Annotated in this window: 18 protein-coding genes; 12 read left to right on the forward strand and 6 right to left on the reverse strand. The window is 66.7% G+C overall.

Annotation, left to right across the window (positions count from 1 at the left end; all coding sequences use genetic code 11):
- The first annotated feature begins 4 nt into the window (after positions 1-4).
- From hisB to SMD14_RS07560, 6 genes are read left to right on the forward strand one after another with little or no spacing between them, the layout of a single operon-like run.
- A complete protein-coding gene (gene hisB, locus SMD14_RS07535) occupies positions 5-631 on the forward strand; it encodes an imidazoleglycerol-phosphate dehydratase HisB (protein ID WP_066274905.1) in 627 nt (208 codons plus the stop codon).
- Positions 628-1,413 carry an imidazole glycerol phosphate synthase subunit HisH gene (gene hisH / locus SMD14_RS07540; RefSeq protein ID WP_321215877.1) on the forward strand — a complete coding sequence of 262 codons (786 nt, stop codon included), beginning with the start codon at positions 628-630 and terminating at the stop codon, positions 1,411-1,413. The genes hisB and hisH overlap by 4 nt, the downstream gene beginning before the upstream one ends.
- Entirely contained in the window at positions 1,414-1,572 is a 159-nt protein-coding gene (locus SMD14_RS07545; RefSeq protein WP_197432389.1) for a hypothetical protein, read from the forward strand.
- A 40-nt stretch (positions 1,573-1,612) separates the two neighbouring features.
- Positions 1,613-2,359, forward strand: a complete 747-nt coding sequence (priA, locus tag SMD14_RS07550) for a bifunctional 1-(5-phosphoribosyl)-5-((5-phosphoribosylamino)methylideneamino)imidazole-4-carboxamide isomerase/phosphoribosylanthranilate isomerase PriA (RefSeq protein ID WP_157238574.1) — start codon at positions 1,613-1,615, stop codon at positions 2,357-2,359.
- A gap of 10 nt (positions 2,360-2,369) precedes the next feature.
- Positions 2,370-3,251 carry an SseB family protein gene (locus SMD14_RS07555; RefSeq protein ID WP_321215878.1) on the forward strand — a complete coding sequence of 294 codons (882 nt, stop codon included), beginning with the start codon at positions 2,370-2,372 and terminating at the stop codon, positions 3,249-3,251.
- Between the two features lie 53 nt (positions 3,252-3,304).
- Positions 3,305-4,591, forward strand: a complete 1,287-nt coding sequence (locus tag SMD14_RS07560) for an MFS transporter (RefSeq protein WP_321215879.1) — start codon at positions 3,305-3,307, stop codon at positions 4,589-4,591.
- Between the two features lie 166 nt (positions 4,592-4,757).
- Here SMD14_RS07560 and SMD14_RS07565 read toward each other — a convergent pair whose 3' ends face one another.
- Complete coding sequence (locus SMD14_RS07565; protein WP_157238571.1) at positions 4,758-5,144, reverse strand: DUF1844 domain-containing protein; 387 nt, start codon at positions 5,142-5,144, stop codon at positions 4,758-4,760.
- A gap of 385 nt (positions 5,145-5,529) precedes the next feature.
- Here SMD14_RS07565 and infC point away from each other — a divergent pair, with 385 nt between their 5' ends.
- The 4 genes from infC to SMD14_RS07585 all read left to right on the forward strand — a co-directional run bounded on the left by infC (position 5,530) and on the right by SMD14_RS07585 (position 8,329).
- Positions 5,530-6,537 carry a translation initiation factor IF-3 gene (gene infC, locus SMD14_RS07570; RefSeq protein ID WP_321215880.1) on the forward strand — a complete coding sequence of 336 codons (1,008 nt, stop codon included), beginning with the start codon at positions 5,530-5,532 and terminating at the stop codon, positions 6,535-6,537.
- Positions 6,538-6,655: 118 nt separating this feature from the next.
- Positions 6,656-6,850: a 50S ribosomal protein L35 gene (rpmI, locus tag SMD14_RS07575; RefSeq protein ID WP_009358635.1), complete on the forward strand. Its 195-nt coding sequence runs from the start codon at positions 6,656-6,658 to the stop codon at positions 6,848-6,850.
- 118 nt (positions 6,851-6,968) lie between these two features.
- Entirely contained in the window at positions 6,969-7,355 is a 387-nt protein-coding gene (gene rplT / locus SMD14_RS07580) for a 50S ribosomal protein L20 (RefSeq protein WP_066274920.1), read from the forward strand.
- A gap of 62 nt (positions 7,356-7,417) precedes the next feature.
- Positions 7,418-8,329 (forward strand): RNA methyltransferase, encoded by a 912-nt coding sequence (locus SMD14_RS07585; RefSeq protein ID WP_157238569.1) that lies wholly within the window; start codon positions 7,418-7,420, stop codon positions 8,327-8,329.
- A 182-nt stretch (positions 8,330-8,511) separates the two neighbouring features.
- Here SMD14_RS07585 and SMD14_RS07590 read toward each other — a convergent pair whose 3' ends face one another.
- Positions 8,512-8,787: a GlsB/YeaQ/YmgE family stress response membrane protein gene (locus SMD14_RS07590; protein ID WP_066274925.1), complete on the reverse strand. Its 276-nt coding sequence runs from the start codon at positions 8,785-8,787 to the stop codon at positions 8,512-8,514.
- A 196-nt stretch (positions 8,788-8,983) separates the two neighbouring features.
- Here SMD14_RS07590 and SMD14_RS07595 point away from each other — a divergent pair, with 196 nt between their 5' ends.
- On the forward strand, positions 8,984-9,943 hold the full coding sequence (locus SMD14_RS07595; RefSeq protein WP_321215881.1) for a cation diffusion facilitator family transporter: 960 nt from the start codon (positions 8,984-8,986) through the stop codon (positions 9,941-9,943).
- Positions 9,944-10,002: 59 nt separating this feature from the next.
- On the opposite strand, the gene SMD14_RS07600 is transcribed toward SMD14_RS07595, so the two are convergent.
- Positions 10,003-11,211: an MFS transporter gene (locus SMD14_RS07600; RefSeq protein ID WP_157238567.1), complete on the reverse strand. Its 1,209-nt coding sequence runs from the start codon at positions 11,209-11,211 to the stop codon at positions 10,003-10,005.
- A gap of 160 nt (positions 11,212-11,371) precedes the next feature.
- On the opposite strand from SMD14_RS07600, the gene SMD14_RS07605 reads away from it, so the two are divergent.
- Positions 11,372-11,821, forward strand: a complete 450-nt coding sequence (locus SMD14_RS07605) for a (deoxy)nucleoside triphosphate pyrophosphohydrolase (protein ID WP_321215882.1) — start codon at positions 11,372-11,374, stop codon at positions 11,819-11,821.
- On the opposite strand, the gene SMD14_RS07610 is transcribed toward SMD14_RS07605, so the two are convergent.
- The 3 genes from SMD14_RS07610 to SMD14_RS07620 form a co-directional block, all read right to left on the reverse strand.
- Positions 11,818-12,951, reverse strand: coding sequence for an Rv2578c family radical SAM protein (locus SMD14_RS07610; protein WP_321215883.1), 1,134 nt, complete (start codon positions 12,949-12,951; stop codon positions 11,818-11,820). The two genes, SMD14_RS07605 and SMD14_RS07610, sit on opposite strands and share 4 nt — an antisense overlap.
- Before the next feature lie 79 nt (positions 12,952-13,030).
- Positions 13,031-13,774 carry an SIMPL domain-containing protein gene (locus tag SMD14_RS07615; RefSeq protein WP_321215884.1) on the reverse strand — a complete coding sequence of 248 codons (744 nt, stop codon included), beginning with the start codon at positions 13,772-13,774 and terminating at the stop codon, positions 13,031-13,033.
- Positions 13,775-13,777: 3 nt separating this feature from the next.
- A complete protein-coding gene (locus tag SMD14_RS07620; protein WP_157238565.1) occupies positions 13,778-14,257 on the reverse strand; it encodes a hypothetical protein in 480 nt (159 codons plus the stop codon).
- Positions 14,258-14,337 lie beyond the last annotated feature (80 nt).

A 14,337-nucleotide genomic window follows, 5' to 3' on the forward strand; every position in this document is an offset into this window, starting at 1 on the left:
AAGCATGAGTACCACCGGATCGAATGTTGCTGCGGCCCGCACCGCGCGCATGGAACGTGCCACCAGTGAGTCCTCTGTGCTCGTGGAAATCAACCTTGACGGTACCGGCACCTCGGACATCGACACGTCGGTGCCGTTCTACGACCACATGCTCACGGCGCTCTGCAAGCACTCCCTGATCGACATGACCGTCAAAGCCACCGGTGACATCCACATCGATGTCCACCACACGGTGGAGGACGTAGCCATAACCTTCGGTGAAGTGCTGCGCACCGCCCTGGGGAACAAAGCCGGGATCCGCCGGTTCGGAGAAGCCACCGTTCCCCTGGACGAAGCGCTGGCGCACGCCGTCGTCGACGTGTCCGGGCGTCCCTACCTGGTGCACGGCGGCGAGCCTGCCGGCCAGGAGTACCACCTGATCGGCGGCCACTTCACCGGGTCGCTCACTCGCCACGTCTTCGAGGCAATCACCCTGCACGCCGGCATCTGCCTGCACATGAACGTCATCGCGGGCCGGGACCCCCACCACATCGTCGAAGCCCAGTTCAAGGCCTTCGCCCGGGCACTGCGCGCAGCAGTTGAACCCGATCCGCGCGTTGAAGGAATCCCCTCCACGAAGGGTGCGCTGTGAGCGGACAGGTCCTGAAGGACGGCGCCATCATCGATCCCTCGGCCTCCCGGAAACTCCCCTCGCCGGAAGGCAAGCCCACCGTCACGGTCCTGGACTACGGTTCCGGTAACGTCCGGTCCGCCGTGCGCGCCCTCGAACGCGCCGGCGCGGAAGTCATCCTGAGCTCCAAGCCCGAGGACGTCCTGAACGCCGACGGCCTGGTGGTTCCCGGTGTCGGCGCCTTCGAAACGGTGATGCGTGAGCTCAAAGCCGTCGACGGGATCCGCCTCATCGGCAGGCGGGTGGCAGGCGGCCGGCCGGTCCTGGGGATCTGCGTTGGCCTCCAGGTGCTCTTTGAGGCGGGCGTCGAACACGGCACGGAGGCGGAGGGCATCGGCGAATGGCCCGGCAAGGTTGAACTCCTGCCGGCTGACGTGGTGCCGCACATGGGCTGGAACACCGTGAAGGTGCCTGAGGGATCCAAGCTGTTCGCCGGCGTCGAAAACGAGCGGTTCTACTTTGTGCACTCCTACGGGGTGCAGGAATGGAACTTCGATGTTGTGCAGCCGCGCATGGCTGCACCCCTGGTCACCTGGTCCGAGCATGGCGGACCATTCATAGCAGCGGTCGAAAACGGTCCGCTGTGCGCCACCCAGTTCCACCCGGAGAAGTCCGGCGACGCCGGCGCGCGGCTGCTGCGCAACTGGGTGCAGAACCTCAAGAAGCCGGCCCCGGGCGGCCCGGTCCCCGCCGGCGTCCCTTCAACGGAAGACGGCGCTCCAGCGGAAGACGGCGCCGCCTAGATGTGGTCCATCGTCCTGATGGGGCTGGCCGGCCTGCTGGTGGGCGGGGCCCTGTCCTTCAGGCAGCAGCACAAGCCGCTCTGGACCCAGATTTCGTTTTATGTTTTGGCGGGCATGTCGCTGCTCGCTGCCTACCTGCTGACGCTGCCGGGCAACTGACCGGCGGCTGGCCATACTGACCCCGACCCGAAGGATTGACATGACCACCGCAACCGACCTGCCGGTTCTTGAACTGCTGCCCGCCGTCGATGTCGTCAACGGCCAGGCCGTCCGGCTGGTCCAGGGGGAAGCGGGCAGTGAGACCAGCTACGGAACCCCGCTGGAGGCAGCGCTGAACTGGCAGCAGCAGGGTGCCGAATGGGTGCACCTCGTGGACCTGGACGCCGCTTTCGGGCGCGGCTCCAACGCGGAACTGCTCCGCGAAGTGGTGGGCCGGCTGGACATCAAGGTGGAACTTTCCGGCGGTCTCCGTGATGACGAAACCCTTGAAGCGGCCCTGGACCTTGGCGTTGCCCGTGTGAACCTGGGAACCGCCGCGCTGGAAAACCCCGAATGGACGCGCCGGGCAATCGAACGCTTTGGCGACAAGATCGCCGTCGGACTGGATGTTCGCGGCACCACGCTGTCCGGCCGGGGCTGGACAAAGGAAGGCGGGGACCTCTGGGACGTCCTGGGCCGCCTTGAGGAAGCCGGCTGCAGCCGCTACGTGGTCACAGACGTGACCAAGGACGGCACCCTGCAGGGACCCAATGTGGAACTCCTGCGCCAGATGGTGGAAAAGACCGGCAAGCCGGTGGTTGCTTCAGGCGGCATCTCCAGCCTCGACGACCTGCGCGTCCTGCGCTCGTTGGTTCCCTTGGGCGTCGAAGGCGCCATCGTGGGCAAGGCCCTTTACGCCGGGGCCTTTACGCTGCCCGAAGCGCTCGACGTCGCCGGCCGCCGCTAAACAGCCCGGCATGGCCAGCAACGAACCGGGCTCCCCGTCCCCGCGCCAGCTGCCGGGGCACATCGCTGCCGCGCTGGCGGGCGCCGGCGGCGCTGCGGACTCTGCAGGCCAGCCCTGGGCGGGCCGAAGCCTGGCCGGAGACGATGCCAAAATCCACAACTTCGAGAACGACGACGGAACCGCCAGCGATGCCTACCTCGCCGCAGTTGCGGCCTTGCGGGAAGGAACAGGGGATGAAGCCGACGTGGTGGCTTCGCTGACCACCGCCCGCGTGTTCATCCCCATCGTGGCCCGGCTCGCCGAGGAAGCGGAGGGATCGCACGGCCTGAACTCCGACAAACAGGCGGACATGGCCCTGGTTACCCTCAAGGCTGCCGACGGCAGGACAGCCATGCCGGCCTTCACCTCAACGGCGGCACTGGCCGCCTGGCACCCCGGGGCCAGGCCGGTTGCGGTGTACGCGGCACGTGCGGCGCTCTCCGCCGTCGCGGAGGGCGCAGAACTGCTGGTCCTCGATCCAGGCTCCGGGTTCACGTTCGTGGTGCGGCGGCCCGCGGTCTGGGCCCTGGCACAGCAGCACGGGTGGGTCCCGTCGTACAAGGACAAAGAGCTCGCGCAGGAGATGGGCCGGGCAGCCGCCGGTTTCCCCGCCGTCCGGAACCTCGAGCTGGTGCCGGGCAGGGGAGTGGCCGCCCGCGCCGCCGATGGAACCATGGTTGCAGGCGGCGGTGCGGGGCCGGAACTGCAGGTGGTGCTCTACCTCGAAGACGGACTCGATGCGGCGGGGGTGCAGGAACTCGTAGCCGGCCTCCAGGCGCAGTGGTCGCGGAATGTATTGTTTGGGGAGCGCGTCGACTCGATCGAGGTCAAGTTGAGGCGCGCAGACCGCTAGCCGCAGAAAGGCGGGGTGATCCCCGGCCCGCTGCGGCAGACATGAGGATCACCGTGAATTTCGCTCTCTACCGGGAGTTGCTCGCCGTCGGGCCCGTCCGCAGGCTGCTGCTGGTGGGCATGGTTGCCCGTATTCCCCATTCCGCGGCCGGCGTGCTGCTGACCCTGCACATCGTCCTCACCCTGGACCAGGGATATGCCGCCGCGGGCGCCGCCGCCGCCGTCATGACCATCGGCATGGCCGTTGGCGCGCCGTGGCGCGGGCGGCGCGTGGACACCGTGGGCCTGCGCACCGCACTGATCCCTTCCGTGATCTCGGAAACCGTCATTTGGTCTGTGGTTCCCCACGTGTCCTACCAGTGGCTGCTTCCGCTGGTGTTTGTGGGCGGCCTGCTCACGCTCCCCATCTTCAGCGTGGTCCGCCAGTCCCTGGGCGTTCTGGCCGACGGCGACCAGCGCCGTACGGCCTTCGCCCTCGACGCGATCACCACCGAGATAGTGTTCATGATCGGCCCCGCTGCGGGTGCCATCGTGGCCACCAGCGGGTTCACAGTGCTGGGCCTGACCGTGGTGGGCGTTTCCACGTCGCTGGCCGGCCTGTTCCTGATGTGGTTCAACCCGCCCACCCGCAGTGCTGCGCAATCCGAGGAATCCAGCGCTGACGAGTGCCGCGCGGCAGAGGCCGCCGTCGTGTCCGCCGCCCCCGCGCATTTGCAGGAGGCGGCGGCGGAACTGGCGCCTGCGGAAGCCCGGGGCCGTGCCGGCCTCCGCGGCAAGGTTGCGCACAACTTCACATGGTTCACGGCCGCCGTGGCCGCGGTCTTTGCGGTGGCAGCGGGCGCCGGCATGGTCCTGAGCGGGACGGATGTGGGAATTGTGGCAGCCCTGGAGACGGGCGGCCACCAGCGCGACATCGGCATCGTCTTCGTCTTCTGGTGCGCAGCGTCGGTGGTAGGCGGCCTGGTGTACGGCGCCATGCACCGTCCCGTCTCTCCGCTGGTCCTGCTGCTGGGAATGGCGGCACTGACGATCCCCATGGGCTTCGCCCATGACACCTGGACCCTGGCCTTCGCCTCGCTCCTGCCGGGACTGCTGTGCGCGCCCGTGCTGTCATCAGCATCAGAAAAGGTGGCGGACGTGGTGGCCGAGGAACGCCGCGGGGAGGCCATGGGCTGGTACGGCTCAGCGCTGACGGCTGGCGTGGCCCTGGGTGCGCCGCTCGCGGGCGTCTTCATCGACGGCACAGGACCGTCCGGAGGGTTTGTGTCGGTGGGGGTCGCCGGCGTGCTGCTGTGCTTTGCCGGGCTGTTCCTCCAGCAGCGGCGGCGCCGCGCTGCCTGACGCAGTTTCTTCCATCGGTTGCTCCACAGTTGTCCTTTTGGTCGCGCTAAACGGCAGCTACGGAGCAATCGATGGACCCCGGAGGTACTTTGCCCGGGAAACGACGACGGCGGGACGACCCGTAAAGGCCGTCCCGCCGTCGCAAGGCGCTTGGGTGGGTTCTTCCTTAGTTCACTGCCCCGGTGTACTTCTCTCCCGGGCCCTTGCCCGGGGCATCGGGAATCAGCGACTCTTCGCGGAACGCCAGCTGCAGCGACCGGAGGCCGTCACGCAACGGCCCTGCGTGCTGCGATCCGATCTCCGGGGCGGCCGCCGTCACCAGGCCGGCCAGGGCCGTGATCAGTTTCCGGGCCTCGTCCAGGTCCTTCAGTTCCTCGGCGTTGTCCTCCGCCGCCAGCCCCAGCTTGACGGCGGCTGCGCTCATCAGATGGACGGCTGCGGTGGTGATGACCTCGATCGCCGGAACCTCGGAAATATCGCGGACCTGCCGGGAGACATCGGGACCGGCGGGCGCGGGCTCGAAAACGTGTGAATTACTGTCTGGGGTGCTCATACTGGTAAGCTTGACACAGACCAACTGGATGTCGTTATTTCAGAGATTGATCCAACAATCAAGGTTCCCACCGGCGCTGCACTGCGTTGACGGGAATTTTCTCTGTAAGATGGCATGCAGTTTGCAAGCGGAGTTCTCTCCCACCCGCGTCAGCCGCTGTTCCGAAGTTTAGGAACTCAAGGTTGCCGGGTACCTGGTTGGGCATGGAACCGGCATCGGCCGGAACTGTGCGTGCAGTCCCTGGAAGGGAGCTGTATCCGATCTTTCAGAGGCCTTCGATTGCTCCGGCAATTGGGGGCCTTCTCTATTTGCCGGATTCCACAACAAAAACAGGAGCTTTAACATTAGCGAGCCAAGAATCAATGAGCGTATCCGCGTCCCCGAGGTGCGGCTGGTCGGCCCTGCAGGTGAACAGGTAGGAATCGTCCGTATTGAGGATGCCCTGCGTCTGGCTGCCGAGTCCGACCTTGATCTCGTTGAAGTTGCACCTCAGGCGAAGCCTCCGGTGTGCAAGCTGATGGACTTCGGCAAGTACAAGTACGAGGCCGCGGTTAAGGCACGCGAAGCCCGGAAGAACCAGACGAACACCGTTCTGAAGGAAATCCGCTTCCGCCTGAAGATCGACACCCACGACTACGAGACCAAGCGCGGGCACGCACTGCGCTTCCTCGGCGCCGGGGACAAGGTCAAGGCCATGATCCAGTTCCGTGGCCGTGAGCAGCAGCGTCCGGAAATGGGCATCCGCCTCCTCCAGCGCTTCGCCGACGACGTCGCTGAAGTGGGCGTTGTGGAGTCCAGCCCCCGCATTGACGGCCGCAACATGGTCATGGTGGTTGGCCCGCTGAAGAACAAGGCGGAGGCCAAGGCCGAAGCCCGTCGCGCCACCCAGCGTGCCGAGGCGAAGGCACAGAACGAAGCCAAGGCTTCCGGGCGTGTTGACACGTCCGGCGACGATCAGGCGCCTTTGACGCAGTCCCTGGCGGATCTGCTGCCCGAAGGATTCACCGTCTCGACCGAACCTGAGGCAGTAGCCGAGGCCCCTGCGCAGGAGCCGGCCGACGTCGTCGAGCCTGCTGCAGCCGAAGCTCCCGCCAAGGCCGCGGAAGCTCCGAAGCAGGAGGCTCCGAAGCAGGAAGCACCCAAGCAGGAGGCTCCGAAGGCAGTTGCTCCGAAGGCGGCGGCCCCCAAGGCTGCTGCTCCGAAGGCTGCTCCCGCCCCCAAGGCTGCGGCAGAGAAGCCCGCCGCGGCTGCTCCGGCGGCTCCGGCAGCAGCGCCGAAGCCCGCAGCGGTTCCTGCTCCGCCGAAGCCGGTGGCCAGGCCCGCCGCGCCGAAGCCTGCTGCCCGCCCTGCCCCCAAGGCAGCGCCGAAGCCGGCCGGCAAGAAGACCACTTAGTTCATAGCTGCCCGGGGTTCCGTCCCCGGACAGTCAGCAACCAGCATGCCGCCCGCAGGGGCGGCTGCGCAAGAGAGCCGCAGGCCCAGCCTGCGGATACGTAAGGAGATCGGTTCCCATGCCGAAGATGAAGACCCACAGTGGTGCCAAGAAGCGCTTCAAGCTGACCGGCAGCGGCAAGCTGCGCCGCCAGCAGGCCAACCGCCGCCACTACCTCGAGCACAAGTCCTCACGGCTGACCCGTCGCCTTGCCGGCGACAAGATCGTCTTCAAGGGCGATGCCAAGGTCATCCGGAAGATGCTCGGCATCTAGTTTCCAAGTTCTTTGACTGACCACCACCTGGTGGCCGGTCACCTACCAAAAAGCCTTCTCAGGCCGCCGGGAAACCGGCAGTAGATGCTTGGGATCAGATTTTCGAAGGAGTACGCACGTGGCACGTGTGAAGAGGGCGGTCAACGCCCACAAGAAGCGCCGGGTTATCCTTGAACGCGCAAAGGGCTACCGTGGACAGCGTTCACGCCTGTACCGCAAGGCCAAAGAGCAGCTGCTGCACTCGTTTGTGTACAGCTACGGCGACCGTAAGAAGAAGAAGGGCGACTTCCGCCGCCTGTGGATCCAGCGCATCAACGCTGCATCCCGCGCCAACGGACTCACCTACAACCGCCTGATCCAGGGCCTGAAGGCCGCTGAGGTTGAGGTTGACCGCCGCATGCTGGCCGAGCTGGCCGTTTCCGACGCCAACGCTTTCGCAGCGCTGGTCAAGGTTGCCAAGGATTCCCTGCCTGCCGACACCTCCGCCAAGAAGGTTGTTGCCTAGCAACCGGCTGTTCCGCCAGGGACGGTTCAGGAACCCGTGGCCCTAGCCACTAAAGTTCTTATATGAACGAAACCGGGCGCCCGCAAGATTTTCCGCTGTCCAATCCCCGAGCTGATCGGGTGAGGGACGTGGCAAAACTTGCCGGGCGCCCGGCGCGTTTAAAGCGCGGACTGTTCCTGGCTGAAGGGCCCCAGGCGGTCCGCGAAGCCCTCAGGCTCCACCAGCAGCGCCTTGCCGCCGGCGCCCCGGGTGTGGTCACGGAGGTTTTTGCCAGCGAAAGCTGCCTGGACCGGTTCCCGGAATTTGAGGAACTGTCCCAAGGGGTCAACGCCCGCCTTGCCACTGACGAGGTCCTCGCGGCCATGGCGGACACCGTCAACCCGCAGGGGATCGTCGCCGTCTGCCGCTTCCTGGACGTGGCGCTGGAAGAAGTGCTCGACGCCGGGCCCCGCCTGATTGCCGTGCTGTGCCAGGTCCGTGACCCCGGGAACGCGGGAACCGTCCTGCGGGCAGCAGACTCCGCCGGCGCGGACGCCGTCATCCTCACATCCTCCAGCGTGGACATCTACAACCCCAAGGCGGTGCGCTCCACGGCCGGCTCGCTCTTCCACCTCCCGGTGGTGCTGGGTGCCGACATCGGCGGCCTGGTTGCGGCCTGCCGGGCACGGGGGATAGGCATCCTGGCGGCGGACGGCTACGGTTCCCTCAACCTGGACACCCTGCAGGATGAGAACGCCCGGCGACGGCTGACCGGTGAAGGTCCGGAGTCGGCCTATGCCCTGGAGCAGCCCACCGCGTGGCTTTTCGGGAACGAGGCCCAGGGCCTGTCCCAGGAGGAGCTTGCGCTGGCAGACCATCGGGTGGCCGTGCCGGTGTACGGCTCCGCGGAGAGCCTGAACCTGGGTACCGCGGCCACGGTCTGCCTGTACGCCAGCGCCCGGTCCCAGCACCTGCCCGCCCGGGTGACAGCCTAGGCTTCGCTGCCCCGAAGGACTCTGCCTCGCAGGACTTTGCCCGGCAGGACCCGTCGGCGTTCTCCGCCCGGACCCGGCAGCAGTGCCTTGCCCGGCTGCTTGAAAAACCCGGCTGGTTGAAAAATATAAGGGCTCCGGATTTTCCGGAGCCCTTGCTGTTGATGTTCAAACAGGGTAGCAAATCAGGGTGCGCGGGTAGCCTTGCCGCGTCCGGTGATAGCCCCGTAGATGCCGGCAACAACAAGGCCGCCGACGATAGCGAGAATCCAGGTGCCCAGGTCGAAGAAGGCAAGATCGCCCTTGTTGAACAGGAGGCTGCCGATCCAGCCGCCCACAATGGCGCCCACTACACCCAAAACAAGGCTGGTGACCCAGCCCCCGCCAACCCGTCCGGGCATGACGGCCTTAACAATGGCCCCTACGATAAGGCCGAGGATAATCCAAGCAAGAAAACCCATGTCTCCTCCTTATAGTGGCCGGGATCTGATGGTCCCGATGAGGCTCAAGCTAACATAGGGCCCCGCCAATGTCAGCAGGCTTAGGGTCAGTCGCTGGCGCATGCAGGACATTGCGGCGGGTACGGTGACTATGGGCGGGCCGGGGCCGGATCCGCATTGTCCTAACTGAACCGTAAACGTAAAGAGGTGAAGCCCCTTGGCTGCACATGGCGGTACCAAGGCGATTGTGGCGGCCCTGGCTGCCAACCTGACCATCGCCGCCCTGAAGTTCGTGGCGTATGCCCTCACGCTTTCCTCGTCAATGCTCGCCGAAGCCATCCACTCCGTGGCCGACTCAGGCAACCAGGTCCTTCTGCTGGTAGGAGGCAAGAAAGCGAAACGGGCTGCCAGCCCCGAGCACCCCTTCGGCTACGGCCGGGAGCGCTACATCTATGCCTTCATTGTCTCCATCGTCCTGTTCAGCGTCGGCGGCCTCTTCGCCCTCTATGAGGCATGGGACAAGTTCCAGCACCCGCATGCCATCGAAGGGGACTTCTGGTGGGTTCCGTTGGCCGTGCTGCTGGGTGCGATCATTGCCGAGTCCTTCTCGTTCCGGACCGCCATCATTGAGTCGAACCACGTCCGCGGGCAGCAGTCCTGGGCCAGGTTCGTGCGGAGCGCCAAGCAGCCTGAGCTGCCGGTGATCCTGCTCGAGGACCTTGGCGCGCTCGTGGGCCTGGTCTTCGCCCTTATCGGCGTCAGCCTGACGCTCATCACGGGTGATGGACTCTGGGATGCCGCCGGCACGGCGATGATCGGCCTGCTGCTGGTGGCCATCGCCGTCGTGCTCGCGCTGGAAACCAAGTCCCTGCTCCTGGGCGAGTCCGCAACAAAGGACGACGTCGGGAAGATCGCCGCGGCGATCGAAGCCGACGGCGGGCGCATCATCCACCTCAAGACCCTGCACCTTGGCCCGGAGGAGCTCCTCGTGGCCGCCAAGATCGCCATCAGCCATTCCACCACGGGGGTCGAGATCGCACGCGAGATCGACGCTGCTGAAGCGAGGATCCGCGCGGCCGTGCCCATCGCCCGGGTCATCTACCTGGAGCCCGACCTTCACCGGGCCGATGCCACAGAGGCGGGCCAGCAGCCTGCCGCCGCAGCCCCGCAGCCGTAACGGTGCTTCCGTAACTACTGGCTGGCCGGAAGCCGCCGGCCGCCCCGGTCCCAAAAGGATCAGGCGGTCAGCGGCTTCTTGCGTTCCAGGAGTCCGCTGGCGATGGCGACGCCGAGTCCCAACAGGGCGAGGACGGCGCCTACCAGCGCAGGGGCAACGTAACCCCAGCCGAGCGCGATCACTACCCCGCCCAGGAAGGCCCCCAGCGCATTGGCCACGTTGAGCGCGGCATGGTTCAGTGACGAAGCGAGGGACGGCGCGTCCGGCGACGCATCCAGGAGCCGGGTCTGCAGCGCCGGGACCAGCATGGACCCGGAAGCGCCCACCACGAACACCATGACGAAGGCAGACCACGGCCAGTGGACGGCCACGGCGTAGACCACCAAGGCAACAGCTATGGCGGGCAGCACCTTGTACAGGGTTCCCATCACGGACTTGTCAGCGAACCTGCCGCCCACGATGTTGCCGGCTACCATTCCCAGGCCATAGAGCGCCACCACCATCGGAATCAGTGACGACGGCATGCCTGCCACGAGTGTCATGGTGTGGGCGATGTAGGTGTAGGTGGCGAAGAAGCCGCCAAAGCCTACGATGCCGATCAGGATGGCCAGCCAGACCTGCAGGCGCTTGAGGGCTCCCAGTTCACGCCGGATGCTTGCGTCCGGGTGGGCGTGGTGGAACGGGACGAATTTCCAGACCAGGGCAAGCGTTAGCAGTCCTATCAATCCCACCAGGATAAAGAGCAGCCGCCAGCCGTACGTTTGGCCCATCCAGGTGGCAAAGGGCACCCCCACCACGTTGGAGATGCTGAGCCCCGCCATCACCATGGAGATCGCCCACCCGCGCCGCGTTGGCGGAACCAGCGAGGCTGCAATGACCGCCGCAACTCCGAAGAACGCGCCGTGCGGCAGGCCTGCGGCGAAGCGCGAGGCCAGCATGGTCCCGTAGTCGGGCGCGAGGAAGGAAAGGAAGTTGGCCACCGCGAAAAAAAGGATGAGCCCGAGGGCCAGGTGCTTGCGGGGGAGCTTGGCCCCGACGGCGGCGAGCAGCGGGGCCCCGACTACAACGCCCAAGGCATAGGCGGAGATGAGGTGGCCGGCTTCCGGTGTTGATATCCCGAGGCCCTGCTCCACTTCCTTCAGCAGGCCCATCATGGTGAATTCCGTAACCCCGATGCCCACCCCTCCCATGGCGAGGGCAAAGATGGCCATGGCGATGTTGGGGGATCGGGTGGGGGCTGCCGTGGATGTTTCGAGGACGCTGCTCATGGGCCTGCTTTTCGGGGTAGAAACTGGTGATGGGACCGATGCCACGGCAGTGGGGCTGGTGAAGTCCGGACCCTGCCAACAACCCCGGGAAGGGGGATTGGTATTCCCGCTGCAGGAATGGTGTGTCCGGCCCCACCATTGTCCCCCATAGAATGAGCCAGTGACTGGACTGATACAGGTGGTAGGCGGAGCCGTCGTTGACAGCCTGGCGGAACCTTCGCTGCTGCTGGTGGCGCGGCGCAGCGCGCCGGAGGATCTGGCCGGCCTCTGGGAGTTCCCCGGCGGCAAGGTGGAATCCGGAGAGCAACCGGAAGCCGCGCTGGCCCGCGAGCTGTACGAGGAACTCGGCATCGGCGTCCGGCTCGGCCCCGAGCTTCCGGCCGGGGCACCGCAGGGGTGGCCGCTGAACAGCCGTGCCAGCATGCGGGTGTGGCTCGCGGAGGTGACCCGCGGGGAAGCGCGGCCGCTTGAAGACCACGATGACCTGCGGTGGGTGGCACTGTCTGATCCGGAAGCGGTCCTGGGCCTGCCCTGGATACCTGCCGATTTCCCGATCGTCAGGGCGCTTCTTTCCGCCCTGGGTGTCCAGGCTGAGGCTGCGCGCTCCTAGAAGAGCGTTGCCTGTTCTGCCGGTCCTCCCTGTGCCGGCAGCCCGGGTACGCCGGGCACGGAGCTACCCGCATCATGCCCTGCCGCTGCCGGAATGGCGCCTGCCGGGTAGGCAGCCTCCTCGCCGCGGGGGTCGTCCTCCAGGTCCCTGTGGCTGAAGCCGGATGAATTGGTGAAGCCATGGCGTGCCTTGAAGTAGCGGACCTTGCCGGCCAGCCAGGAGCGGTACTCCTTGGAGGCATACGAGCCGGAGCCGTAGAGCCCGCGGTAGCGGCCGGCCAGTCCGGGATGGTTGGCGGCGATCCACTTCATGAACCACTCCCTGGTGCCCGGTTTGAGGTAGAGGGCTCCGGCGGTCACTCCGGTGGCCCCGGCGGCAGCCAATGAAGCGAAAAGCGCATCCAAGGCGTCATCGCTGTCCGAAAGCCAGGGGAGGATGGGCATGGCCATCACCCCGCAGGGGAGTCCGGCCTCGCGAAGGCGGGAGACGAGCTTGAGCCGTGCCCGGGGCCCCGGCGTTCCCGGCTCGACGGCCTCGGAGAGCGCTTCATCGGTCATGGCGAGGGAGATGCCCAGGCCCACGGGCACCTGGGCTGCGGCGCTCTTGAGCAATGGAATGTCCCGTGCCAGCAGCGTCCCCTTGGTGAGGATCGAGAGGGGAGTTCCCGAGTCAGCAAGGGCGGTGATGATGCCGGGCATCAAGCGGTAACGGCCCTCGGCACGCTGGTAGGGGTCCGTGTTGGTGCCGAGGGCCACCTGGTGGCGGCCCCAGGAAGGTTTGGCCAGTTCTTTGCGAAGGACCTCCGCGGCGTTGACCTTGACCACCACCTGGCTGTCGAAGTCCAGGCCGGGGTCGAAATCCAGGTACGTATGGCTTTTCCGGGCGAAGCAATAGACGCAGGCGTGGCTGCAGCCCCGGTAGGGGTTGATGGTCCACTCGAACGGCATCCTTGAACCGGGCGGCACCTTGTTGAGCACCGATTTGGCGGTGACCTCGTGGAAGGTGATGCCGGCGAACTCGGGAGTGGTGACCGAGCGGACCAGGCCGGCCAGCGGTAGCAGGGCGGGTGAGGCGGTGCCCGGAGCAGTTTCTCCCGGCCGGGGCATCAGTGCTTGGGCGTCCCATCTCATGCCCCTATTCGAATGTATGTTCGAACTAAAGTCAAGCATCGGCCGGCCCGGCCGGCCCGGCCGGCGTGCCGAAGCCCGCCTACGTGAGGTCCTGGAGCTCCCACACCACCGTGATTGCAGCGGCCACGGTGGAGTCCCCCGGCTCCACGGCGACCTGTTCCACGGAAGCGGCGCGCTGCATCCGGGCCAGCGGCACCGGACCCTGGACCGGGACGTTGTCCACTATGGAAAGCACCCGCCCCAACCGGGCCGAGGCAAGCTGGGCGTACTGGCGTGCGGTACTCGCTGCATCCAGCCAGGCAGCTTCACGCGCCCGTGCCCGGACTGCGGCGTCGTCGCTGAACGTGAGTTCGAGGCCGTTCAGCCGGACGTCGTTGCCGCCCGCCCCAACGGCTTCGGAGATTGCGGCGGAGGCGGAACCAGGCGCCCGCAACCTTATGGTGAGGGTGCAGGCTGCAACGTACCCCGTGACCCGCTGGCCCCCGCCTTCCCGCCATGTCATATCCGCCCGCACGTTCAGGGCCGCAGTGCGGATGTCGGCACCCTCAACGCCGTGCCGGCGGAAGGCGGAGGCAACGGCATCGGAGCCGGCGCCGGCCCGGGAGTAGGCGGCCTCCACGGATTCTGCGCGGCACTCCACCCCGATGGAGACCACCATCAGGTCGGGGGCAGCATCCGCCGAACCGGTCCCGGTGACGGTGACAGTGCCGCGCGGCTCAGTGCCGCGGGAGCCATTTCCAGGGGAATCCACGGCCCCGGGCTGATACCCGGGAACCCCCACTCCGCCCCTTGCCCCGCCGCCGCTGCCGGAATCCGCTGCCATGGGTCACGCCTCCACTTCTGACGGTCCCCGGCGCCGGGGGCGGCGGGGGCGTACCGGGTAGCCGCCGGCGGCAAGTCCGGCGTGCCGTTCAAAAATGTTGGCGGTCCCTGGGTTCCCGGTGCGCAGCATGGACCATCCGGCGCTGAGGAGATACAGCGGCAGGAAGGGGAAGCCCAGGCACCAGGCGTACTGGCTGCAGTGTTTTTCTTCGTGGCCCAGCAGGGCCGGCTGCGCCGCCAGCTTGTCGGCCGGGCAGCGGCAGAGCACCACGTTGCCCAAGGTGAACGCTCCCGCGAACGGCAGCCGCCAACTGTACCCGCCCGCAAGGACCAGGCCGCGCGGCCCCCTGCGGACGTCGGTGCGGGCGGCGACAGCGACAGCGACGCCGAGGACAGTGCTGCCGTTGACCAGGTTGGCGACCTGCCTCAGCCGCTGCGCGGCCGTGAGGCCCTCCGGGGCTTCCTGGCTTCGAGGCGCAGTCATGAGGCCATGCTAGCCGGACGGTTCAATTAGACTGGAGGATAGTGGCCGCCGGTTCCGCCGGTGTGCCCTGACCTGGTCAT

This window comes from Pseudarthrobacter oxydans (assembly GCF_034258515.1).
In the GTDB taxonomy this organism is placed as follows: domain Bacteria; phylum Actinomycetota; class Actinomycetes; order Actinomycetales; family Micrococcaceae; genus Arthrobacter.